At 70.5% G+C, this 21,351-nt stretch carries 25 protein-coding genes; 14 read left to right on the forward strand and 11 right to left on the reverse strand.

Annotated elements, in window-relative coordinates; genetic code table 11:
- Positions 1–23: 23 nt before the first annotated feature.
- Positions 24–593, reverse strand: a complete 570-nt coding sequence (locus tag ABT106_RS12430; protein ID WP_351275781.1) for a hypothetical protein — start codon at positions 591–593, stop codon at positions 24–26.
- A 665-nt stretch (positions 594–1,258) separates the two neighbouring features.
- Between ABT106_RS12430 and ABT106_RS12435 the strand changes: the two genes are divergently transcribed.
- The 13 genes from ABT106_RS12435 (at position 1,259) to ABT106_RS12495 (ending at position 12,887) form a co-directional block, all read left to right on the forward strand.
- Positions 1,259–1,702, forward strand: a complete 444-nt coding sequence (locus ABT106_RS12435) for a hypothetical protein (RefSeq protein WP_351275783.1) — start codon at positions 1,259–1,261, stop codon at positions 1,700–1,702.
- A 608-nt stretch (positions 1,703–2,310) separates the two neighbouring features.
- The gene (locus tag ABT106_RS12440; RefSeq protein WP_351275785.1) at positions 2,311–2,568 is read left to right on the forward strand and encodes a hypothetical protein; all 258 of its coding nucleotides are present in this window, start codon (positions 2,311–2,313) and stop codon (positions 2,566–2,568) included.
- 47 nt (positions 2,569–2,615) lie between these two features.
- On the forward strand, positions 2,616–3,338 hold the full coding sequence (locus tag ABT106_RS12445; protein WP_351275787.1) for an SAF domain-containing protein: 723 nt from the start codon (positions 2,616–2,618) through the stop codon (positions 3,336–3,338).
- Entirely contained in the window at positions 3,338–4,159 is an 822-nt protein-coding gene (locus tag ABT106_RS12450; protein WP_351275789.1) for a CpaE/TadZ family protein, read from the forward strand. Before ABT106_RS12445 ends, ABT106_RS12450 begins: the two co-directional genes overlap by 1 nt.
- 166 nt (positions 4,160–4,325) lie before the next feature.
- Entirely contained in the window at positions 4,326–5,708 is a 1,383-nt protein-coding gene (locus ABT106_RS12455; protein WP_502979327.1) for a TadA family conjugal transfer-associated ATPase, read from the forward strand.
- Between the two features lie 11 nt (positions 5,709–5,719).
- Positions 5,720–6,637: a type II secretion system F family protein gene (locus ABT106_RS12460; RefSeq protein WP_502979329.1), complete on the forward strand. Its 918-nt coding sequence runs from the start codon at positions 5,720–5,722 to the stop codon at positions 6,635–6,637.
- Positions 6,634–7,515, forward strand: coding sequence for a type II secretion system F family protein (locus ABT106_RS12465; protein ID WP_351275793.1), 882 nt, complete (start codon positions 6,634–6,636; stop codon positions 7,513–7,515). Before ABT106_RS12460 ends, ABT106_RS12465 begins: the two co-directional genes overlap by 4 nt.
- A gap of 17 nt (positions 7,516–7,532) precedes the next feature.
- Entirely contained in the window at positions 7,533–7,748 is a 216-nt protein-coding gene (locus tag ABT106_RS12470) for a hypothetical protein (RefSeq protein WP_351275795.1), read from the forward strand.
- A 29-nt stretch (positions 7,749–7,777) separates the two neighbouring features.
- Complete coding sequence (locus ABT106_RS12475; RefSeq protein WP_351275797.1) at positions 7,778–8,227, forward strand: TadE/TadG family type IV pilus assembly protein; 450 nt, start codon at positions 7,778–7,780, stop codon at positions 8,225–8,227.
- Positions 8,224–8,712: a TadE/TadG family type IV pilus assembly protein gene (locus tag ABT106_RS12480; protein WP_351275799.1), complete on the forward strand. Its 489-nt coding sequence runs from the start codon at positions 8,224–8,226 to the stop codon at positions 8,710–8,712. Before ABT106_RS12475 ends, ABT106_RS12480 begins: the two co-directional genes overlap by 4 nt.
- 2 nt (positions 8,713–8,714) lie before the next feature.
- Complete coding sequence (locus ABT106_RS12485; RefSeq protein WP_351275801.1) at positions 8,715–9,164, forward strand: pilus assembly protein TadG-related protein; 450 nt, start codon at positions 8,715–8,717, stop codon at positions 9,162–9,164.
- Positions 9,165–9,193: 29 nt separating this feature from the next.
- Positions 9,194–12,592, forward strand: a complete 3,399-nt coding sequence (locus tag ABT106_RS12490) for a LysM peptidoglycan-binding domain-containing protein (protein WP_351275803.1) — start codon at positions 9,194–9,196, stop codon at positions 12,590–12,592.
- Positions 12,593–12,665: 73 nt separating this feature from the next.
- A complete protein-coding gene (locus ABT106_RS12495; RefSeq protein ID WP_351275805.1) occupies positions 12,666–12,887 on the forward strand; it encodes a DUF397 domain-containing protein in 222 nt (73 codons plus the stop codon).
- A 451-nt stretch (positions 12,888–13,338) separates the two neighbouring features.
- Here ABT106_RS12495 and ABT106_RS12500 read toward each other — a convergent pair whose 3' ends face one another.
- From ABT106_RS12500 to ABT106_RS12545, 10 genes are all read right to left on the reverse strand, one after another.
- Positions 13,339–13,656: a hypothetical protein gene (locus ABT106_RS12500; RefSeq protein WP_351275807.1), complete on the reverse strand. Its 318-nt coding sequence runs from the start codon at positions 13,654–13,656 to the stop codon at positions 13,339–13,341.
- Between the two features lie 71 nt (positions 13,657–13,727).
- Positions 13,728–14,393, reverse strand: a complete 666-nt coding sequence (locus ABT106_RS12505) for a hypothetical protein (protein WP_351275808.1) — start codon at positions 14,391–14,393, stop codon at positions 13,728–13,730.
- Positions 14,383–15,198: an IS21-like element helper ATPase IstB gene (istB, locus tag ABT106_RS12510; RefSeq protein WP_240804075.1), complete on the reverse strand. Its 816-nt coding sequence runs from the start codon at positions 15,196–15,198 to the stop codon at positions 14,383–14,385. The genes ABT106_RS12505 and istB overlap by 11 nt, the downstream gene beginning before the upstream one ends.
- On the reverse strand, positions 15,195–16,532 hold the full coding sequence (locus ABT106_RS12515) for a Mu transposase domain-containing protein (RefSeq protein WP_351275810.1): 1,338 nt from the start codon (positions 16,530–16,532) through the stop codon (positions 15,195–15,197). Before ABT106_RS12515 ends, istB begins: the two co-directional genes overlap by 4 nt.
- Before the next feature lie 451 nt (positions 16,533–16,983).
- Positions 16,984–17,886: a hypothetical protein gene (locus tag ABT106_RS12520; RefSeq protein ID WP_351275812.1), complete on the reverse strand. Its 903-nt coding sequence runs from the start codon at positions 17,884–17,886 to the stop codon at positions 16,984–16,986.
- Positions 17,887–17,973: 87 nt separating this feature from the next.
- On the reverse strand, positions 17,974–18,177 hold the full coding sequence (locus ABT106_RS12525; RefSeq protein ID WP_351275814.1) for a hypothetical protein: 204 nt from the start codon (positions 18,175–18,177) through the stop codon (positions 17,974–17,976).
- A gap of 222 nt (positions 18,178–18,399) precedes the next feature.
- Complete coding sequence (locus ABT106_RS12530; RefSeq protein ID WP_351275816.1) at positions 18,400–18,630, reverse strand: hypothetical protein; 231 nt, start codon at positions 18,628–18,630, stop codon at positions 18,400–18,402.
- Between the two features lie 317 nt (positions 18,631–18,947).
- Positions 18,948–19,166 (reverse strand): hypothetical protein, encoded by a 219-nt coding sequence (locus ABT106_RS12535; protein WP_351275818.1) that lies wholly within the window; start codon positions 19,164–19,166, stop codon positions 18,948–18,950.
- Positions 19,163–20,179, reverse strand: a complete 1,017-nt coding sequence (gene dapF, locus ABT106_RS12540) for a diaminopimelate epimerase (protein WP_351275820.1) — start codon at positions 20,177–20,179, stop codon at positions 19,163–19,165. The genes ABT106_RS12535 and dapF overlap by 4 nt, the downstream gene beginning before the upstream one ends.
- A complete protein-coding gene (locus tag ABT106_RS12545) occupies positions 20,176–20,424 on the reverse strand; it encodes a hypothetical protein (RefSeq protein ID WP_351275822.1) in 249 nt (82 codons plus the stop codon). The genes dapF and ABT106_RS12545 overlap by 4 nt, the downstream gene beginning before the upstream one ends.
- A 137-nt stretch (positions 20,425–20,561) precedes the next feature.
- Between ABT106_RS12545 and ABT106_RS12550 the strand changes: the two genes are divergently transcribed.
- Positions 20,562–21,317, forward strand: a complete 756-nt coding sequence (locus ABT106_RS12550; RefSeq protein ID WP_351275824.1) for a GntR family transcriptional regulator — start codon at positions 20,562–20,564, stop codon at positions 21,315–21,317.
- The last annotated feature ends 34 nt before the right edge of the window (positions 21,318–21,351 follow it).

The following is a 21,351-nucleotide window of genomic DNA, read 5'->3' on the forward strand; positions in this document are numbered from 1 at the left end:
AGGCCGCAACCAGGGCTCGATGCTCACTGGCCGGAGTCGCGCGTGGCGGGGTCGATGCCGGCGTCGCGGAGGACTTCGTAGACCGTGGTTCGGGAGAGTCCGGTCGCGCGCCTGATGTCCTGGACGTTCTCCATGCCGTTGTTCCACAGCTCGACCACGATGCGCTTGAGGGCGTGAGCGGCGCCGAGGCGTTGGGTGCGCCAGTCCTCGGCCGAGGCGAGCAGCTGCTCGCGGCCGGAGGTCTTGTTTCCTTCCCACCCGGTGGCCCGCGACCAGACCTTTTCGGCGACGTCGTCTCCGAGCCGGGCGTGGAGGCGGGCATACAGGCAGGGGAAGACATCCTGGTCCTGGTCCTCCTGCTCGGCAATGAGTTGGCCCAGAGTCCAGGGGTCGGTGGGCAGCCGCGGCTCCAGGTGCTTGCTGCGCGGGCGGGCGACGACGACGAACGCGTCGACCTTGCTCTTCAGGCGTCGGCTCCCGAACGGCCCGATCCGCTCGGCGTAGCGCTCAGCGTTGGTCTTGGCGATGAACGGACCGATGGAGGCCGGGGGATAGTCCTGCGGGGTGACGAGCACCGCATAAGTCTTCAGCATGTCCAGCTGTGGACACATAGATGAGTGCCTGTCCTGAAGGGACACGGCGGCGTGGAGGTCGGCCAGCGTGCGGCGCTGGCGGATAGCGGCACGCTGGACGCGGCGGTCCCAACGGTTCAGCTCTCCACATCCGGGCGGCGCTTCCGAGGGAGCCAGTGGCCGCCCGCACTCACGCAGAGGTGTTACCGAGAGCAAAAAGAATCAGCCGCATGGCCGACTTTCGTCCATGTGGAGCGCCTATCACTGCATCCCCCTCCATCCCCGCATCAGGGGTGGAGGGGTAACACCGGACAATGGATTGGCATATGACTGACCGGCATTTATGGACAAACGTTCGCAATAGATCATCTGTACCCCAACAACCGTATGGGCCTACTGACGCTGACGTCGTAGGGTGCCGAGTACAACGCACCGCCACGACACAAACACGTTGCAGCAGCGACGGCGGGGCCAGGACGGACGACCCAGAACGCCCGCCTGGCGATGTGACACCGGGGGGACTCCACGTGACAATGACATGCCAGCACCACACCCATAGGGCACTGTGGCAACGGCTGTGCGCCACCGCTGCGATCATCGCGACTGTTGGGACTGTCACCGCCGGCTGCTCGAAGGACGACACGGCAACGCCGCCACCCAGCCCGAGCACACCACCCACCGCAACCGTGTCGCCGAGTCCCGCCACCGATCCCCTGGCCGCCGACAAGAGCGCGGTACAGGCCGCATACGACCGCTACTGGAACGCGCTTACCGCCGCCTACTCGAAAGCCGACTCCTCCGGCACCGAGTTGAAGAGCCTGTCCAACGGTTCCGCTTACACGCAAACGGAGAACGGACTCGCCAACCTCCGAAACGCGGGTCAAATCGTCACGGGCAAGCCGCAGCATTCAGGTACTGAGATCATTTTTAAGGACGGCACGAAGCTGAAGACCGCCGTCATTACAGACTGCGTGGACATCTCACAGTGGAAACCCGTCGACAAAGGGAGCGGCAAGGAAATTTCGCTCCCCCCCGAGCGGCTCCTTCGTTACATCACCACGCTGACCGTCGAGCAGTGGCCCAACGGGTGGACGGTCATTGAGGAAAAGCTTCAGGACCAGACATGCTGACGGTGAAGAAGCGCGGTGCCCTACTGGTTGGCAGTCTCATCGTGGTCGGCGGTGCAACTCCTGCGGCTCAGGCCGATGGCGGAACCGGAGCGGGAGCGTGTACAGATCTTCGGTTCTGCGTGAGCGTAGAGATTCCTCCCAAGCCGGGTACGGGAGGAAATCCCAGTCGGCCAGGGGGTGGCGGTACCGGCAGCACAATCCCCGCAAACTGCACGGTCAGGCTGCTCGAACCCCAGCCGCCTGCCGGCAGCGCACTGTGGGAGGGACATGAACCCGGTGATGGCGCTGTGTATGTGAGCCCCTGTCTCGGTACAGGGCCCGGCGGGGCAAGTACCGGAGATATTATCGGCCTGGCCTTCTGGTCGAGGACGACGCCGGACCCTGCCATCGACCCGGCTGTCCTTGCGCAGCGTGCCGTCGATTCAATGTTGCTCAGGCCGCCCGCGATCGGCATCACACCCCGTCCTGGCGGTACTGGTCTGGTGGGTATGCCGGTCTACATGTGGACTGCTGTAGGGACGGAGACATACGGCCCTAACACCGCCTCTGCCACTGCGGGCGCCGTAACCGTCACGGCTACGGCGAAGGTCTCAAAGATCGTGTGGGAGATGGGTGACGGCACAACCGTCACATGCACCACCGCCGGAACTCCCTATCGCGCCGAGTTCGGCGCGTCCCCGTCTCCCGACTGCGGCCACCGCTACCGGTCCCCTTCCTCCCAGTCCGGCTCCGGGAAGTACCACGTGACCGCGACGTCAACATGGGCCATCGACTGGGCGGGCGGCGGCCAAAGCGGCCAGCTGACCCAGACCAGGACGGGCTCTGTTGACATTGCCGTCGGAGAACTCCAGGTCGTCGGCCAGTAACCCCCGCAGCCGACTGAACTTCCTTTCTCTTCCAGGAGGCAGAGCACGTGAGTACCGCCACCACGCCCGCAGCGCCGGGCCGTGCAGCTACCCCCGGGTCCGGTAGCCCCGGAGGTCAGCCGGCGGCCGCGCCACGCGTCGTACGCCAACGCCGCCGCAGGCCCGGGCTGATCGCCCTGTCCGTCGCACTGATCGCCGCCGGAGGCCTCTCCGGCGCCCTGCTCCTCACCGCCTCCGGCCAGCGCACCGCCGTCCTGGTCGTGGCCCGCGACGTACCGGTCGGCGCAGCTATCTCCGACGCGGACCTCGCGCCCGCCTCGCTCGCTCTGGACCCGGCCGTCAAGGCCGTCCCCGTGACGAAGAAGGCGGGCATGGTCGGGCAGCGTGCCGCGGTCGCGCTGAAGTCCGGCTCGCTCCTCTCCCCCGGCCAGGTCACCTCCGTCTCCCTCATCAAGGCCGGTGAGCAGCTGGTGGGTGTCGCGCTGAAGCCGTCGCAGGTGCCCGCGAGCCGTCTCGCGCCCGGGCAGAAGGTACTGATCGTCTCCACCCCCGACCCGGCGCAGGCCGCGGGGGCCGGGGGCAAGGCGGGCGAGCCCGCCGGGGCTCCGAAGACGCTTCCCGCGACCGTGGTCGCGGTCGGGGCGGCCGCCCCGGCGACGGGCGTGATCGTGGTGGACGTCGCGGTCCCGGCGGCGGACGGGCCCACGCTGGCGGCGCGGGTTGCCACTGGTGCGGTCGCGTTGATCCTCGCGCCGCAGGAGGGCAGCTGATGGCCGTCATCGCGCTCGCCGGGGGCCTTGGCGCGCCCGGGGTGACCACGGCCGCGATGGCGCTGCTGATGACGTGGCCGCTTCCAGAGGGGCACCGGGTGGTGCTGGCCGAGGCCGATCCGGATGGCGGGGCGATTCTGCCCGGCGCGCTCCAGGGGACCCTGGACAACTCGCACGGGTTGCGGAACCTCGCCATCGCGGCGCGTCAGGGTCAGCTGGGTGAGGCGTTCTGGCGGCAGCTGGTCGACGTCACCGACGCCGGGACCCGCGACCGCCTGGTCCTGCCCGGTCTCTACGATCCTGCGCACGCCTCCGCGATGGAACCCGTGTGGAAGCCGCTGGCCGGCCTGTTCGCCGGGATCGAGGACCACCGGCACGACGTCCTGGTCGACCTCGGCCGCCGCGGCGCGTTCGGGGCGTCCGCTGTCCTCGCGCAGCGCGCCGACGTCGTCCTGATGGTGGCTCGCAACACCCTGCGGAGCTTGCAGAGCGCTCACGTTCGGCTGTCGGCGCTGCGGGAGCTTCTCGGGGGGAGCGCCGAGCTGACCATGCTCCTCGTGGACGAGGGCCCCTTCTCCAAGGAGGAGGTGCGCAAGACGCTCGGGGTGCCGGTCGCGGCAGTGGTGCCGTGGCGGCCGAAGGAGGCCGCGGTGCTGTCGGACGGGGCGGAGCAGCCGCGCCGGTTCGAATCGAGCGAGCTGATGCGTTCCGCGCGGTCGGCCGCGGTCCGGGTGCAGGAGCTGGTGGCGATCCGTCGCTCACGCCTCGCCCCGCCGCCGCCAGGCCCTGCCCAGGGGCGGGTGATCTCCGGTGCGCGCTAACCCGCTCCACAACAACCCGCAGGTACCCGCCGGGTCGCTCCAGGCCCGCCTGGCCGGCCCCCGCCCTGGATCTGTGGCGTCGCCGCCGGCGCCGCACGGCGTCGGCGGCGGGCCGGCCGACCCGCGGTCACGGTTCTCAGCCGTTCCCGGGCCGGCGCTTCCGTCCGTGCCGGTCGTGGTGGACTACGCGGCGGTCCGGCTGATCAAGAAGGAGGTCGGGAACCGGCTCACCGACCTGCTCCGCACCCGGCCCGGACTGAGTCCGGCCGCCCAGGAGCAGCAGGGCCGTCACCTGATCAACGAGCAGGTCGCGGTGTGGTCGGATGCCGAGGCCGTCAAGCGGGGCGCGGCGACGGGCCCGGGCGAGGACACGGTAATCGCGCAGGCCGTGTTCGATCTCCAGTTCCGGGCCGGCCGCCTTCAGCAGCACCTGGACAATCCGCTGGTGGAGAACATCTTCATCAACGGGTACGCGCACACATGGCTGGACTTCACCGACGGCCGCCGTACCTGTGTGGCTCCGGTCGCCGATTCCGATGAGGAGCTCCGCGAGCTGCTGCGTGACCTCGCGCGGCGAACGACCGGGCAGGCCGAGCGGAGCCTGTCGACCGCCGACCCGTTCCTCGCCCTGCGTCTGTCGGACGGATCCCGTCTCCAGGCCATCATCGATGTCACGCCGGGCACGTACGTCACGATCCGCCGGCACAGCATGCGCCACGCGGACCTGTCGGAGCTGGTGAACCGGGGGATGCTCGACACCACCCTGGAGGCGTTCCTGCGGGCCTGCGTGCGCGCGGAGAAGAACGTGATGATCGTGGGCGGGCAGGCCGCGGGCAAGACCACTCTGCTGCGCGCCCTGCTCCGCGAGATCGATCCGGACGAGCGGTTCGCGACGCTGGAGACCGAGTACGAGCTGTTCGCCCACGAGAACGGCCACCATCGCCAAGTGGTGCCTATGGAGGCGCGTGAGTCGAACGGTGAAGTCGTCGGCGGTCAGGCGGCCGGTGAGATCACGCTCATGGACCTCATGTACCGGGCTCTGCGCATGACGCTGACGCGGATCGTGGTCGGCGAGGTCCGAGGACCGGAGATCGTGGCGATGCTCCAGGCGATGACGAACGGCGCGGGCGGCAACCTGTGCACCCTCCACGCCATCCACCCGTCGGTGGTGTTCGACCGGATCGCCGAGCTCTACCTCCTGGCGCAGGCCAACATGTCGGAGGGCCTGGCGTACCGGCAGGCGGCGAACGGGCTGCACTTCATCGTGTTCGTGTCCTCGATCGATGAGACGAAGATCGGCGGGCACCGCCACCGGTTCGTCTCCCACGTCCTGGAGGTCACCGGCATCGGCGAAGGCGGCCGTCCGGAGACCAACGCCATCTTCGGCCCCCGGCCCGAGTGGGGCGAAAACCGTGCGGTCCCGCTGATGCACCCCCGCTGCATCGACCAACTGCGCCGCGCCGGATTCGACGCGGGCCTACTGAACGTGCCGGGCGGGACGTGGAGTACGGCCCTGCCCCTGCTGATCGACGAGGGGGCCGCGCTGTGACCACCCTGTTCATGTGGGTGCTTGCCGGTCTCGCCCTCACCGGCGGCCTGGTCGGGCTGGCCGCCGGGATCATCGGCACCACCGCTCCGGAAGGCCGGCCGGTCGCGGCCCGCCTCCGGGCGGGGCGGCGGCTGGCCGGGCGGGACGCGCGCATGGCGCGCCGCACCCGCCTGGCCGGCGGGGCGCTGGCGGGGGTGGTGCTGTGGCTGGTGACCGGGGTGTTCGTGGCCGGGGCGCTGGTGTTCCTGGCGGTGGCCGGGGTGCCGTGGCTGCTGGCCCCGACGAAGTCGGCGACGGTCCGGATCGGGAAGCTGGAGGCGCTCGGCGACTGGACGCAGCGCCTGGCCAACGTCCTGCGGCTCGGGCGCGGCCTGGACGAGGCGTTGCAGGTCTCCCGCAAGGGCTGCCCCGAGGACATCGCCGCCGAGGTCGGCGACCTGGTCGACCGGCTCCAGGTCGGCTGGCGGCCGGGGGACGCGCTGCGCGTGTTCGGTGACGCCCTGGGCGACGTCACCGCGGACAAGGTCGTCGCCGCCCTGGTGCTGTCGGCCGCCGACCGCGGGCCGGGCCTGGCCCAGGCGCTGGACGACCTCGCCGAGTCGGTCCACGAGGAAGTGTCCCGTCGGCGGTCGATCGAGGCCGACCGGGAGAAGCCGCGGACGACGATGCGGTGGATGACCATCATCACCCTCGGCGTCGTCGGGCTCGGCTTCCTCATCCCCTCCTACACCGCCCCCTACGGCACGCTCCTCGGACAGCTGGTCCTCGCCGTCCTGGCGGCCGGTTTCGTCGGAGTCCTCGCGATGATGCGGCAGATCGCCGACACCAAGCCGGTCCCCCGCTTCCTGGTCGCCGACCCCCGCAGCGCCGTCGCCGCCCCGACGGCCGAGACCGACGCGGAACCCGAAAGTACGGAGGTGACGGCATGATGCCCGTGGCCGCGATCCTGTCCGGCGCGACGATCGGCGCCGGAGCCGCACTGCTCCTGCGTGAAGTCCTGCGCCCCGCACCCGCCCTCGCCCCGGCGCTGCGGCGCCTGAACCAGCCCGCGCCGCCCCCGGCGGAAGCCGCGCCCAGCGACCGGGACGAGCAGTGGGGCCGGTGGCTGGTCGAGCACCTGGCCGACATGCCCGGCGTGCGGATCCCCTACAAAGACCTGGCGCTGACCGGGACGACGCCGGGGCGGTTCCTGCTCACCAAGGTCGCGCTGGCGGCCGGAGGCCTGCTCTTGCCGCCGCTGTCCACGATCCCGCTCCTGCTGCTGGGCCTGCCGCTGTACCTCCCCGCCGCCGTCGGGATCCTCGCCGCGGTCCTGCTGTGGTTCACCCCCGACCTCGCCCTGCGCGACAAGGCGAAGCGCGCCCGCGCCGAGTTCGCCCACGCCATGGCCGCCTACCTCGACCTCGTCGCCCTGCGCCGGGCGGGGAACGTGTCCGCGGAACAGGCCATGGAACAGGCCGCGCAGACCGGACAGGGCTGGGCCTTCCTCCGTATCCAGGGGGCGCTGGCCCGCTCGCACGTAGACAAGGTCCCGCACTGGGAGTCCCTGGCCCGCCTCACCGCCGAACTCGATCTGCCCGTCCTGGACGACCTCGCCGCGATCATGCGGCAGTCCGCCGACGACGGGGCGTCCGTGTACGCCACCCTGCGCTCCCGCGCGAAGAACCTGCGCACCGAGCTCCTCGCCGCACAGGCCGCAGAAGCGAACGCCAACAGCGAGAAGATGACCGCCCCCGGCGCGCTCCTCGCCGTCCTGGTGATGCTCCTGATCGCCTTCCCCGCCCTCATCCGCATGCTCAACACCTGACAGAGGAGACCCACGTCATGATCACCAAGCTCGCCGCCAAGACCACCGTCGCCGCCACCTCCGCCGTGCAATGGCTGAAGTCCCGCATCGAGCAGGGCGGAGCCGACGACCGCGGCGACATCTCGATCACCACCGTCATCATCTGGGTCGCCGCCGTCGGCGGAGCCATCACCATCGCCGGCTCCCTCGCCGTACTCATCACCAAGTACAACGGCAGGCTCGCCGGAATCTGAGACGGGCACGGCCGGGGAGGAAGGCGAACGTGCCGTACGAGAACAAGAACGAGGACGATGCGGAGCGGGCCGAGAATACCGGTCCGCTCAGCCGGGGCCGGGACCCCGGCGATCGGGGGGAGTCCTCGATCCAGATGGCGATCGTGTTCCCGTTCGTCATCCTGGTCACGGTCGCCGTGGTGCAGGCCGCGATGTGGATCCACGCCCGCAGCATCGCGCTGACCGCGGCCCGCGAAGGCGTCGCCGCAGCCCGCACCTACCAGTCCCCCGACAGCGTGGGAGCCGCCCGGGCCCGCGAGACCCTCGGCCGGATCGCCGGCGACAGCCTGCGCGGAGCCGCCGTCAGCACCGGCGGCAGCACCGTCACCGACGTCACCGTGACCGTCACCGGCAGCGCCCCCTCCATGCTGCCCGGCCTGTCGGGACTCTCGGTCTCCCAGACCGCCTCAGCACCCCGCGAACGGTGGACCCAGCCATGAGCCAACCCACGGCCGGCCCGGGCCCCGAACCCGCTGCGGGCGGGAAGGGTTGGCGCGTACGGCTGCGCGAGGACCGGGGCAGCGAGGCGATCGCCACGGCGATCGTCACCCCGCTGCTGCTCATGCTGCTGTGCATGGCGATCGCCGGCGGGCGGATCGTCACCTCCGGCGCGAAAGTCGACGCCGCCACCGAGGACGCCGCCCGCGCCGCGTCCATCTCCCGCACCCACTCCGGCGCCCAGGCCGAAGCCGCCACGGCCGCCGCCCGCTCCCTGAACGACCAGGGCGTCCACTGCGCGTCGACCAGCACGAGCATCGACACCTCCGGGCTGGCCGTCCCACTCGGCGAGGTCGGCACGGTGACCGTGACAATCTCCTGCACCGTCCCCCTGAGCGATCTCCTCCTGCCGGGCGTGCCCGGCTCCAAGACCCTGACCAGCCGATTCACCTCCGTCGTGGACGCCTACCGATCAAGGGAGGGATAACCGTGCCCCAGCCGGAACCTGCCCAAAGCCGTCAGCGGCTGCGGGGCGACGAGGGCGGCATCGCCGTGTACACCGCGATCGTCACCGTGGCCCTGCTCGGCATCATCGGCCTGGCCATCGACGGCGGCGGCAAGCTCCGCGCCACCGAACGCGCCGACGCCGTCGCCATGGAGGCAGCCCGCGCCGCCGGGCAAGCCATCGACCCCGCCTCCGCCGTCACAGGCGCCGGGATCCGCATCGACCCCGGCGCCGCCCAGGCCGCCGCGTACGCCTACCTCGCCCGGGCCGGCACCCAGGGCAGCGTCGGCCTGTCCGCGGACGGCACCCAGCTGACCGTGACCGTCTCCGACGCGTACGCCACCAAGTTCCTGTCCGTCGTCGGGATCGGCTCGATGAGCGTGACCGGCCACGGTAGCGCCCGTCTCCTGCACGGCGTGACCCAACCCGAGTAACCGCCGGCTCCCCCGCGAAGGACCTCCGTATGACGAAGCCCTCCCCCACCCGCACTCCTGCGCGTCCGGCACGCGGCGGCGTCCAGACGGCGGCCGCTATGGTCCGCGGCCTGCTCAGCCTCACCGTCCTTACCGCGCTCCTGGCCGGGCTGCCGGTCCTGCTGTGGTGGGCCGCCTCGATCGTCGGCCCGCCAGGCCTGGCGGCCCTCGGCTCCCTGTTCTCCACCGACGACTCCGGCCAGGTGTTCCTCCTCGCCCTCGCCGTAGCCGGCTGGATCGGGTGGGCCGGCTTCGCGTTCGCGGTCCTGCTGGAGATCCCGGCCCAGCTCCGTGGACGCAGCGCCCCCCAGATCCGCGGACTCCTAGGACAGCGGGCCGCCGCCACCCTCGTGGGAACGATCCTGCTGGCCCTGCCAACGGGTACCGCCCTCGCCGCGCCTGCCTCGGCCGCCCCTTCGCTCGCGGTCCCGGCGGGCGTCAGCGCTGCTGCCGTACCCGGTGCAGCTGCCAGCGGCGACTCAACGACCGGCAGCTCGGCGGCCGCCGAGGACGCCGGGGCGGCGCCGGCCTACACCGTGCGGGACGTGCGCCCCGCGGAGAGCCTGTGGTCGATCGCCGAACAGAGCCTCGGCGACGGCGAGCGGTGGAATGAGATTGCCACCCTCAATCAGGGCCGCACCATGGCCGACGGCACCATCTTCGACGCCGAGCAGCCCATCCAGCCCGGATGGGTCCTCACCCTCCCCACCAACGCCGCGACCGCGACCGCGGGCGCGCTGGGGCCTCGGGCGCAGGGCGCCGTCTCCGGCCCGGTGGCGGGCCAGGAAGGCGAGTACAGCGTGCGCGAAGGCGACAACCTGTCCTCGATCGCGGCCGCACAACTGGGGCAGCCCGACCGGTATACGGACATCTTCGACCTGAACCAGGGTGAACCGGTCCCGGGCGGGGGGACCTTCACCGACCCGGATCTGATCTACCCGGGCCAGCAGCTCACCCTCCCCGCGACCGGCGCCACACCGCAGGAGCCCGGCTCTGCGACGCCCGGCACTACCAGTCCCACCCCTGCTCAGGAGAAGACCGAGGGCGAGACAGTCGCCCCCGTACCGGCCGCTACCTCTCCCGCGCAGCCCCGTGAGCAGGCCTCTCCCTCGCCCGGTGCCCCGGTCCCGGTACCTGCTCCGGCCGCGAGCTCCCCGGCGGCGCAGGTACCGCAGCCGACCGGATCAGCGGCGCCGACGACCACGGCCGCGCCGAGCACGGAGCAGTCCGCAGCCCCGGCCACGCCCACGCCCACGCTCCAGAGCCGGAGCACAGGCCTCAACTGGGGCCTGGTCGGCGGGATCGGCACCTTGCTGGCCGCCGCCCTCACCGGCACCCTCGCCGTGCGGCGCATCCTCCAGCAGCGCCAGCGCCGCGCCGGACAGACCATCGCCCAGAACGACACCCCCAATGCCACCGAGCAAACCCTCGCCGCCACGTCGCAGCCCGCGGGCGTCGAGCTCCTCGACGCCGTCCTGCGTACCCTCGCCCACCAGGCCGCCGAGAACGGCCAGACTCTCCCCGCCCTGCGCGGAGCCCGCCTCACGGAGACCGACGGCGTCACCCTCCTGCTGGATGAACCCGCCGAGCCGATCGCCCCGTTCACCACCGGACCGGATACCCGGGCATGGGTCCTGGACCGCACGGCAACGCCGACGGCAGCCGACGATGCGGCCGACGTCCAGGCGCCGTACCCGGGCCTGGTGACGCTCGGCGCCGACGACCTCGGCCTGCTCCTCGCCGACCTCACCACCTGCCGTGTGCTGCTGCTGGACGGCACCGACGAGGAGGTCCTCGAAGTCGCCCGCGCCTTGGCCCTGGAGCTGGGCACCTGCGGATGGACCGACTACAGCGAAATCCTCACCGAAGGCCTCGGCACCCGCCTGGCAGGGCTCCTGCCGCAGGGCCGGATCCGTACGATGCCGCACCTGCCCGCCGTCGCCGCCGACCTCGGCGAGCTCCTCCTCGAAGCACACCAGAGCGGCGAACAGGTCCTGCCCTGGCTGCTGATCGCCGCCGGGGACCACGCCGAGGACGACGTCATCCAGCTCGCCGACGCCCTCTCCGCCGCCCGCGAACTCCAGACGGCCGTAGTCCTGCCCGCCACGGCGCATACGCGGCGGATCTTCCCCCACGCCGAGATCCTGGACACCACCCGGGACCAGCAGGCGCTCCTGGCGCCGCTGGAAACCCCGGTCACCCTGCAGCGCGTCTCCGACGAGCAGTACCGGGACTACGTCCACGCCCTCCAGGTCTCCCTCCAGGAGCCGGAGCCCGCAACGGGCGCCTGGGGATTCGCCGAGGACCACGGCCAGGCGGCAGCCACCGGGAAGCCGTTGACCGTCCGGGTCACCAGCGCGGACGCCTACGCCGCCCCAAACCCCGGAGACCCCTTCCCCGCACTCCTCGCAGGCCTCACCCCCACGGCGGCCACGCCCCCCGCCTCTCCACCCGCCGCCGCGGCGGTCCCTTCCGCCGACGCCTCCCAGGCCGCAGACGCCGCAAGGACGCCGGACCTCGGCCAGAGCACGCCCAGCCGGCCTGCGGAGCCGGGCGCGCTCCCACAGCAGACGACCCGCACACCGCCGGAAGCGGATCCCGCCCCGCAGGCCGGACCGGTCCCGGACGGCGAGTCAGGGGTACGGATCGAGATGCTCGGGCCGCTCCGCATCACCGGCAGGTCCGGATCCACCCACGCCCACACCCCCCGCACCACCGCCCTCGCAGCGCTCCTGCACCTCCGGCCCGGGCGCACCGGCGACTACCTGTGTCACGCCATGGACCCGGTGAAGCCCTGGTCGACCCGGACCCTGCACTCCCGGCTCTCGGAACTCCGCAACGAAGTCGGGCACGCCGAGGACGGGAAACCGCTCCTGCCGCGGCCGAAAGCGGATACGGGCAGCGGGTACACCTTCCACCGGGCGGTCACCTCCGACTGGGACCTCTTCAAGCGCCTCGCTTCCCGCGGCCTGGCCGCCGGCCCGCAGGACGGAATCGCCGACCTGGAAAGCGCCATGGCACTCGTACGGGGCAAGCCGTTCGACGGCCGGGTCCTGCCGTGGGCCGAGCCGGCCATCCACGAGATGCTCTCCCGGATCACCGACACCGCGCACACCCTCGCCCGCTGGCACACCGACGGTGATATCCCCGACCTCGACGCCGCCCGCCGCACCGTGCTCCACGCCCTCGAAGTAGAGGAGTCCTCAGAGGTTCTGTACCGGGACCTGCTGAACATCGAGTGGGCCGCCGACAACCCAGCCGCCATCCGCCGCACCATCGCCCGACTCCAACAGATGTCACGGACCTACGACATCACCCTCGACGGCCTCACCGAAGACACCATCCAGCTCGTCCTGTCCAGCCGACCAGCCCCCGCGGCTGCCCGCTGAACCCGGACATGAGTGTGGGGCCCGCGGACCAGTCGCGGGACCTGTTGAAGCACCACATCGAAAGGCTGAACGCATGACGACCCTGAACCCGGACGCCAGGACCGCGCTGCCCTGGCGGAAGTCGAGCTTCTCGGGGGCGAATGAGAGCCAGTGCGTGGAGGTCGCACCCCTCGCGGCCGTCGGCCAGGACAGCATCGCCATCCGGGACTCGAAGCAGCCCGACGGCCCGATCGTCCAGATCGGGCCGGGCGCGTTCGCCGCCTTCATCTCTTACACCCGAAGGCAGACCATCTGACGGCAGACCGCCAGGTACCTCACATGAAGGCCCGCACTCGCTCTCCCGGGAGGACGCGGGCCTTCGTCGTACTGAACCCTGCGCAGTAGCGGCATCCGCGCCACTGGCTGAGGAAGGCCACCCGCATATCCGGAAGGTAGCCGTCTCCCGGCAGGGCGCTGATAGCCGATCCGGGGCGGTGAGGGTCTCGATGGTGCCGTGACGCAGACTCAGGCGGGTGACTCACATGCGCCGTCAGCTCGGCATCGGACCATCGACCACCGAGGCACTGCCCGCTCCCGGCGGATGTCGGGCCCCTCTGCCCGCCGATGATGGGGATTCTTGAAAACGGCCGCTGTCGCTCTTCGCCTCACTTCGTTGCAGCGTGAACGATGTGGGGAAGATGGGGAGCCCGAGAGCATGCGTGGGCCCCGCCGACCGTCAGGTCGGCGGGGCCCAGCGATCGTGAACCTCAGCTGGTAGTCAATTGATCAGCTCCCACCTCGAACTCAACGTGCCCTTCGAGCGATTCGAGTCCCCAAGGAGTGACGGAGATCTTGACCGTGTCCGAGGTGTCCGTGGTGGTGCCGGTCGTCAGGATGTCGCAGAGGATGCTGACCTTGGCGGGGTAGCGGGAGTCAGGGGACAAGGCGTCGCCTCCGGCGAAGACGGGCCACTTGTCGATGAAGGCCCACTGCTGGTGGTGGGCGTCTGTGAAGCGGACCTCGATCAGGCTGGGCTGGGGTTCGTCATCGACCCATCGGACCGCTTCGCAACGTAGGAAGACCATGGGCGGACTCTGCCATCAGGGCCTGTGGTCGGCAGCTGGATTTCCAGGTTGCCGACCAGTTGATGGTGCTGTCACGGAGCCCTGCGGAGTGGGACGACATCGGGAAGCCCGGTCGGCATGGAGGGCCGGGCGACTTCTGGCGTTGCGAGGAGAGCGACGATGGTGACGGGCTGCTGGCAGTGGGGGCAGTTGCGGGTTGCCGTGGGCTCCAGCGGGTCCCGTTCCGGGGCCGGGCGGTAGGCGGCTCGTGTCGCGGGTTTGGGTGTCGTCGGCAGGCCGGGCATCACGGGAGGCGAGGCCGCGGCGGGGTGAGGCGTTTCGCCGAGGCGGCGGGCTCGGTCCTGCTCTCGGGCCTGGTCGCGGTAGCGTTCGGCGTTCCTGCGGCAGGTCGGGGAACAGTAGACCTTCCGGATGGTCTTGGGTGAGTCGAAGGTGTTGTCGCAGACCGGGCAGGTCCGGCTCTCCCTCGCGTTCTCACTGCCGCGGGCCGTGGTCCGGCACTCCGTGGAACAGAAGATCCGGCGGGGGCTGATGTCAGTGGTGAACTCGTTCCCGCACTGCGGGCAGGTCCGCTGGACCGGGATGCGGCGGCGGTTCTGTTCGCGGCAGGTGGGAGAGCAGAACACCCGGCGGCTGGTGCGGTCGGCGACGGTGAAGACGGTCTCGCAGTGCGGGCAGAGACGGGCCATCTCGGATGGAACCTCGTTGGTGTTGGAGCTGGAGCTGTCAGGAGACACGGGCGTTCACCCCGGCTCGGAGAGTTTCGGCCTGGGTCCGGTGGCCGCGGAGTCGGTAGGAGGGTCCGTCGATCCCGGCGACCGCGGCCCGGTGCAGGAGCCGGTCGAGCATCGCGGCGGCGACGGTGGCGTCACCGAAGGCGCCCGCCCAGTCCGCAATACCGACATTTGTAGTCAAAATCGTGGACGATTTGAGATACCTCTGGTTGATCACCTGGAATAGCGCGGACGCGCCGTCCTCAGGCAGGGGGAGGTAGCCCAGTTCGTCGATGACCAGCAGCTTCGGGCCGGCGAAGAAGTTCATGCAGGACTTCCACCGGCCTTCGAGAGCGGCCTTGTGGCAGCGGGCCGAGAGCTCGGCGGCGGTGGTGAAGTAGACGCGGTGCCCCGCTTCGACTGCGGCCCGTCCGAGCGCGACGGACAACATGGTTTTCCCGACTCCAGGCGGCCCGACGAACAGGACGTTGGAGGCGTCGTCGAGGAAGCGGAGGGTGGCCAGGTCCCGGATGAGCTTCTCATCGACGCCCGGCTGGGCGGCGAAGTCGAAGTCGTTCAGGGTCCAGGGTTCGGGCAGGCAGGCGAACCGGAGCCGGGCCGCCAGCCGGCGGGCCTCGGTGGCCTCGACCTCGATCTCCAGCAGCCGTTCCAGGGCCGCGGTCAGCGACATCCGTTCGCTCCGGGCCTGGTCCAGGACCCGGTTCAGGGCCTCGGCGGCATCGTTGAGCTTGAGGTAGGACAGGTGGCCTCGCAGCTGCTGGAAGCGGCGTGCTTCGCTCATCTGCATCGGCGACGATGGCGTACTCACTCCTCGTTCTCCTCCTTCGGTGAGGGAGCTGTCCGCAGCCGGTCGGCCACGGCGGCATAGTGGGACAGGTCGATCACGACCCGTTCGGCCGGATCCCCGGCCGCCGGAAGCCCGCGCAGACGCTCGGCCTCCGCGAGAGCGGCCGCCGATGGCGGCCTTCGGACCTTGGTCTTGCATGGAGCCCGGTCGGAAAACGACGCGAGCACGGCCCGCTCCAGCGCAATGACATGGCCGTTGTCCCGGACGGTCTGCCCGGATCCCCGAGGGGCCCGGCGGTGTTGGGCGATGACCGCCCGGCCCGCGGTGGCGATCCGCAGGACGTCGTCGCCCAGGCGAATGAGGACCCTGACCTGGACTCCGGGCAGGCCGGGAGGGACGGAGTAGAAGTTCCCGTCGAACTGGACCAGGCTTTGCGGGCTGACCGTCCGCTCGACTTCCAGCTCGGCCGGGAACGGCCTCACCGGGATGTCGAGCATCGGCTCGGCCGCGGCGAGCTCACCGACCGTGGTGGCCACTCCGTCGATGCGGCGCCGCCGCTCGTCCATCCGGACGGCCAGCTTGTCGACTCCGGACTGGGCCTGGACCACGGTCAGCCCGTCGGGGACCGTCCGCCACCAGCGTTGAGCGGCCGAGTGGTTGGCCTTCTCCACCACTCCCTTGCGGTTGCCGCGGCGGGGCGGACAGATATCCACGCCGGCTCCGTAGTACTTGGCGACGGCGGCGAAAGAGGAGGTCACCTGCCCGCTGGAGGGGTAACAGACCGTCGCCATCCGGTCGAAGCGCCAACGGCGGGCCGTCCCGCCGAGTTTGCGCATGACCTCGTCGAGGGCCTGGACCAGGTGAGGGAAGTCCTCGGACTCCGAAAGAACCGCCCGCCACCGGCCCGAGTGAGCGAGCGCGCCAACCAGCAGGTGGGCGTGCTCACCCACTCCCCAGCCTTCTGGTGGGCTCGGCAGCTCCAGCCAGTCGAACTGGATCTCCTCGCCGGGCGGATGCGCGATCACCGCGACGTTCCTGCCGGTGGAGGCGTGGCAGGGCTCGCAATGCGGGCGAACTTGGTAGCGGCGCAGGGCCCGGGTGAAGGTCGAGTACGCGCCCTCATAGCCGAGTTCGGTCACCTCGTCGAACAGGGTCGACGCCCACAAATGCGGATCGTCGGCAAGGCGTTGGCGGCAGTAGGGCAGGAACGGCACGAACGCATCCGGGCCCTCGCGCCGCTCGCCAGGGGTTCGCTCGCCGTTCAGATAGGCACGGATCGTCTTGCGATCACGACCCAGATGCCGTGCGATCGCCGAGATCGTCCATCCCTGACGACGCAGAGCATTAGCGTCCACGTCTTCCTCCCGAGTGAGCATTCAGGCCCCCGAACAGGCCGAACTCCTAGCTCACGCAGGCTCTCCACGAAACGCCGACACCAGTTCGACACGCCGGGAGGATCACACAATCGATGGGGAGATCAAGAGAGCAGGTTTGACCCACCCCAGAGCGACAAGTGGGGAAATCCAAATATCCCCATCACCGAGGCCGGCCCCGACCCGGCAACTGCGGACCTCGCCCGGCAGTCTGCAGTCCCGTCCGGGCGCCGCCGGGCCCTCGGCTTCGGGAACCCGCCCAGCGCCGACTGACGGTGTCCCGGCACACCTGTGACCTGCACTGGGGAGGTGTTTGGGGACGTTATCGGTGACTCACCGGTGCTTAACCCAGGCACCCACGGCCGCTACCAGCTTGCCGTCCTGGTGCCCGTCGCCCCCCCAGCGCAGGCCACCGGGTTCGTGCCGCACCGGCTCAGGAGTCCGTGGCGGGGTCGATTCCGAGGCCGGCGAGAAGGGCGCGGCGTTCATGCTCCTCGCGTTCCAGGAGTGCCTCGAGGATGTCCGGGTCCTGGGCGGAGGTGATCGCGTCCCGGGCGAGTGCGGCGAGGACGTCGGGCGGCAGTGCCTCGGCCTGGGTGGTGGAGGTGCCGGTGAACGAGCGGCGGTCGCTGGCCTTCGGGGGCGCGGTCGGCAGCCGGTGTTCAGTGATCTGCTGTTCGGTCACCGCCAGGCGCTCGAAGGTGATCCGGCTACCGGGGGCGTCCACGGCGGCGAACGCGGTGACGTCTTCCGCGAGCGCGGAGAACAGGTGGACCCCGCTCTGGTCCCAGTCGGAGACGACGAACACCCGGACCGGCCGCGTGCCGTCGGCGGCCGCGCGCAGTGCCGCCGCCCGCTTGGCCGGCAACCCGTTGAACCCAGAGCCCGAGTACACCGGCACACCACGCGGGCCGGCGACGGCCCGGAGCTGGTTGACCATCCCGGCTGTCTCCGACCAGATCTCCAGACGGACCGGCTGCCCTGCCTGGCGGTCCAGCCGGTAGCCGGCTGCGGCCCGGTGTACCGCGGCGCGGAAGTCTGCGGGTCCGTCGTAGAAGTCGGGTTCCGCGTTGATGGCGGTGTCGTCGCGCAGCGCTTCCCAGGGGATCCGGCCCGAGCGGCGGGCCATGCCCAGGACGTCGACCAGCCCTTTGTAGGTGCGTTCCTCCTTGACCAGGATCCCGTCGGAGATCAGCAGGTACCAGACCTGCCGGATCGTGAGGGGGAGCTGCTCCGTGTACCGGTCCAGAACGCGCTGGACTGCCGCCAGCAGCTCACGTCTGGACGTGCGGGGTGTCCACCCCGGCTGGTAGCCGCGGGCCCGTCGCTGCGGCACAACGAGCCTCCTCGGTCCGGGAGGGACGCTAAGGCGTCCCTTTCCCAGGTCACTACCTCAAGCCAGACTCTGCAACACCGGGGGTGGTCACAGGTCGGAGTCGCGAACGTAAGCTCCTCGCGCAGTGGTCCAGCTCAGCGTGTACTGCAAGATCATGGACGGGACCACCGCGTTGATGCCGCTCAGCGGCGGCAACACCATCGTCTTGCCGTCCTTGCCTACCATCTCGGGCGAGCCCTTCGGCGTGAAGCCGCTCATCATGGGCGAGGCCACCGCGTTGAAGCCGTTCATCGGCGGCAACACCATCGTCTTGCCGTCCTTGCTAACCTAAGGTCACACGGTTCAAATACCAGGTTCCGACCAGGTGTAGAGCCGCTTGTCTGGTGGGTTGACCACCAGACATGAGAAAACCGCCCGGCACCTGGCTACCCACCTTGACCGGACGGCTGTCTCACATCACCGCAGAGTAATCAGACGGCCCCGCCTACATAGGTGAGGGCCGTTCTGCTGTTCTCACGGGGACTGACGGACGGAGTTGGCCGTCTTGTCGTAGAGGTCTCCGCCGAATTCGTGCGCGGCTCCCCCCAGGACACCAAGCACGACCGCGGCCGTGACCCGGATCCCCGCCCGCTTGCGGCGGGTTTTGCGGCGACGCTTAGCCTCCGCCTTCTGCCGCTCCTCCTCGGCCCCGGCCGACTCGGGCGGTTCTTCTTCCGGCTGAGTGCCGGAATCGGGCTCGGACATCTGCGCCTCCTTCATCGATTTCACCTGGGAGTCCAGGCTGAGAAGCTCAGAAGCTCTTCCTGAGTCCTCCTCGGTGGCACCGACGAAGTGGAGTCAACTGTATCGGGCGTTAAGGGAGTTGATGGGAGCGTCACTGCTACCACGAACCACAGGAGCGGAAGGTCGCCATCTGAATGAGTCAATATGGACCCTTATATAATACTTACTCAGCAGTAGACTTGAAAAGAATCTTGATATTGATCAGCGGGGGCCCCGGCCAAGGCCGGGGCCCCCGCTGATCAATGCTGCGTCGGTCTTCCGCGGGGGGCGGTTGGCCCTCAAGCGACGCCGAGGGGATCGATCCTGTTGAGGGCGGTCGCGATTTCCCTTCCGCCGCCGGTGGGCCGGATGTACGCGCGCTTCGCCGTGCGCCGGGGGCCGACGAGTGTCGGTACGTCCTCGCGGACCACGGCCATCAGCAGGCCTTCGGTGCCCGAATCCCGGTCGCGGACGAGGCGGCCGATCAGCGGGTGGGTCAGGTGGCCGTCGCGGTTCACCGGTCGGCCTGCGCGGGGATCAGGGCGGTGTGGAGGTCGGCGAGGCGGGCCAGGCCGCGGTCGGCACGGGCGAGGAGGGCCGGAGTGGGGACCCCGTGGGGCTGCTGGATGCCTCGTTCCCCGTCGCGGGCCGCTGGCATCCATGGGGTGTGGAGGCGGACGGTTCCGCGGGCGGTGAGGTGGGCGGGGCCGGTCAGGGTCATGGTGCCGTGGTCGGCGACGTCGACCAGGAGCCGGCCGCCGGGGGCGTCCACGGTGTAGCGGACCGGGCCGGGCGGCCCGGGGGCGCGGTGTAGGGCGGCCGCGACAGCGGCACAGGCGCCGGTACCGCAGGACGGGGCTTCCCCGACGCCGCGTTCATGGACACGCAGGACCAGGTGGTGGGGGCCGAGGTCGCGGACGAACTCCACGGTGGTGCCGTGCGGGTAGGCGGACGTCGGGGTGACCTCTGGCGCGGTGGCGAGGGTGCCGGCGTGGCCGAGGTCGTCCACGAAGACCACGGCGTGCGGGTTGCCGACGTCGACGTGGAGGGCGGGCCAGTGCCGGCTTCCGGCGGTGACGGTGATGCGGTCGGGACCGGGCAGGGCTGGCAGGCCCATGGCCACGCTCACCGGACCGTGGTGGGATTCGGCGCTGTCGGCGGGGATGTTCAGGTGCCGTACGCCGGCGCGGGTGGCGAGGGCGAGCGGGCCGCCGTGGTGGCGGCCGGTCGCGGCGAGGTAGCGGGCCAGGACGCGGGCGCCGTTGCCGCACATCGCGCCCAGGCTGCCGTCCGCGTTGCGGTAGTCCATGAACCACTCGGCCTGGCCGGCCATGGTGAAGGCCTCCGGGGAGGCGATGCAGCGGACCAGGCGCAGCAGGCCGTCGGCTCCTATGCCTTTGCGGCGGTCGCAGAGGCGGATGGTGTGGGCGGGGGTGAGGTCGAGGTGGCCGTCTGGGTCGTCCAGGATCAGGAAGTCGTTGCCGGTGCTGTGGCCCTTGGCGAAGGCGATGCCGATCGGGATGCCGTTCATGGGCGGGGTGTGTCTCCCAGCTCGATGCGCAGCCAGACGACGTCGGTGCCGGCCGCGATGGTGGACAGTCCGTAAGAGGTGGCGGTCTCCAGGACCGCGACCAGGCGCGGCCAGTCCTCGGGCTGAACGCGGGAGGGGTCGGCCTGGATGGTGAGGACGCCGTCGTGCTTGGTGGTGTCGGGTGGCTGGCCGGTGAGTTCGGTGAGGGCGGCTATGACCGCGGCGGTGCCTAAGAGTTCGTCCATTGCCCGCCGCCCCGACCCATCAGTCAGTCACCTAGCGCACTTCTAGTCCACTAGTATTTAGCTAGTGGACTAGATTGTCAAATGGTTGGCGATACGCGCTGACCAGTTGTCAGGACAGCCGCTGGCGAGGGAGATTCATGGCCGACACCAACGCCCCCTATATGCTGGTCGCCGACGCGTTCCGCCGGTCCATCAGCGAGGGCGAGTGGCCCCCCGGCACCCGCCTCCCCTCCCGCATCGCCCTCGGAGAAGTCCACGGCGTCGGGGAGAACGTCATCCGCCGTGCCCAGGAACTCCTCATCATCGAGGGCCTGCTGGAGGGCCGCCCCGGCGCCGGCACCTACGTCCGCGCACCCCAGGAGCGGCTGCACATGCGGCGCTGCCCCGCGCCCGGCCACCCCAGCGCACCCCTCGCCCCGGCCGGGATCGCCACCTGGGACGCCCACAGCACCGCCAAGGTCCCAGCCCCGCCGGCGATCGCCGCCCGCCTGGCCATCGAGCCCGGAGACCACTGCGTGCGGACCGCGTACGAGTTCCTGGACGACCGGCGCCGCCCCGTGATGACCTCGGTCAGCTGGGAACCGATGGCCATCACCGGCGGAACCACCGTCGTCCTGCCCGACGGCGGCCCCTTCGGCGGACGCAGCGTCATCGACCGCATGGCCCACCTCGGCATCGCCGTAGTCCGCACCGTGGAGCGCCCGCGGTCCGTCCAGGCCGACCGCGACCAGGCGCAGCAGCTCGGCATCCCCTCCGGCGCCCTCGCGCTGCTGATCGAGCGCACCTTCTACGACCGCGACGACCGACCCGTGGAAACCGCCGACCTCCTTATCCCCGCCGACCGGTGGACCGTCGACTACGACATCCTCCTGACCAGCGCGGGCGACGCCTGAGCACCGGCCACGGACGGCGCCGAAGCAGCCTTTG

Origin of the sequence: Streptomyces sp. NPDC002044 (assembly GCF_040296725.1) — a bacterium.
In the GTDB taxonomy this organism is placed as follows: domain Bacteria; phylum Actinomycetota; class Actinomycetes; order Streptomycetales; family Streptomycetaceae; genus Streptomyces; species Streptomyces antarcticus.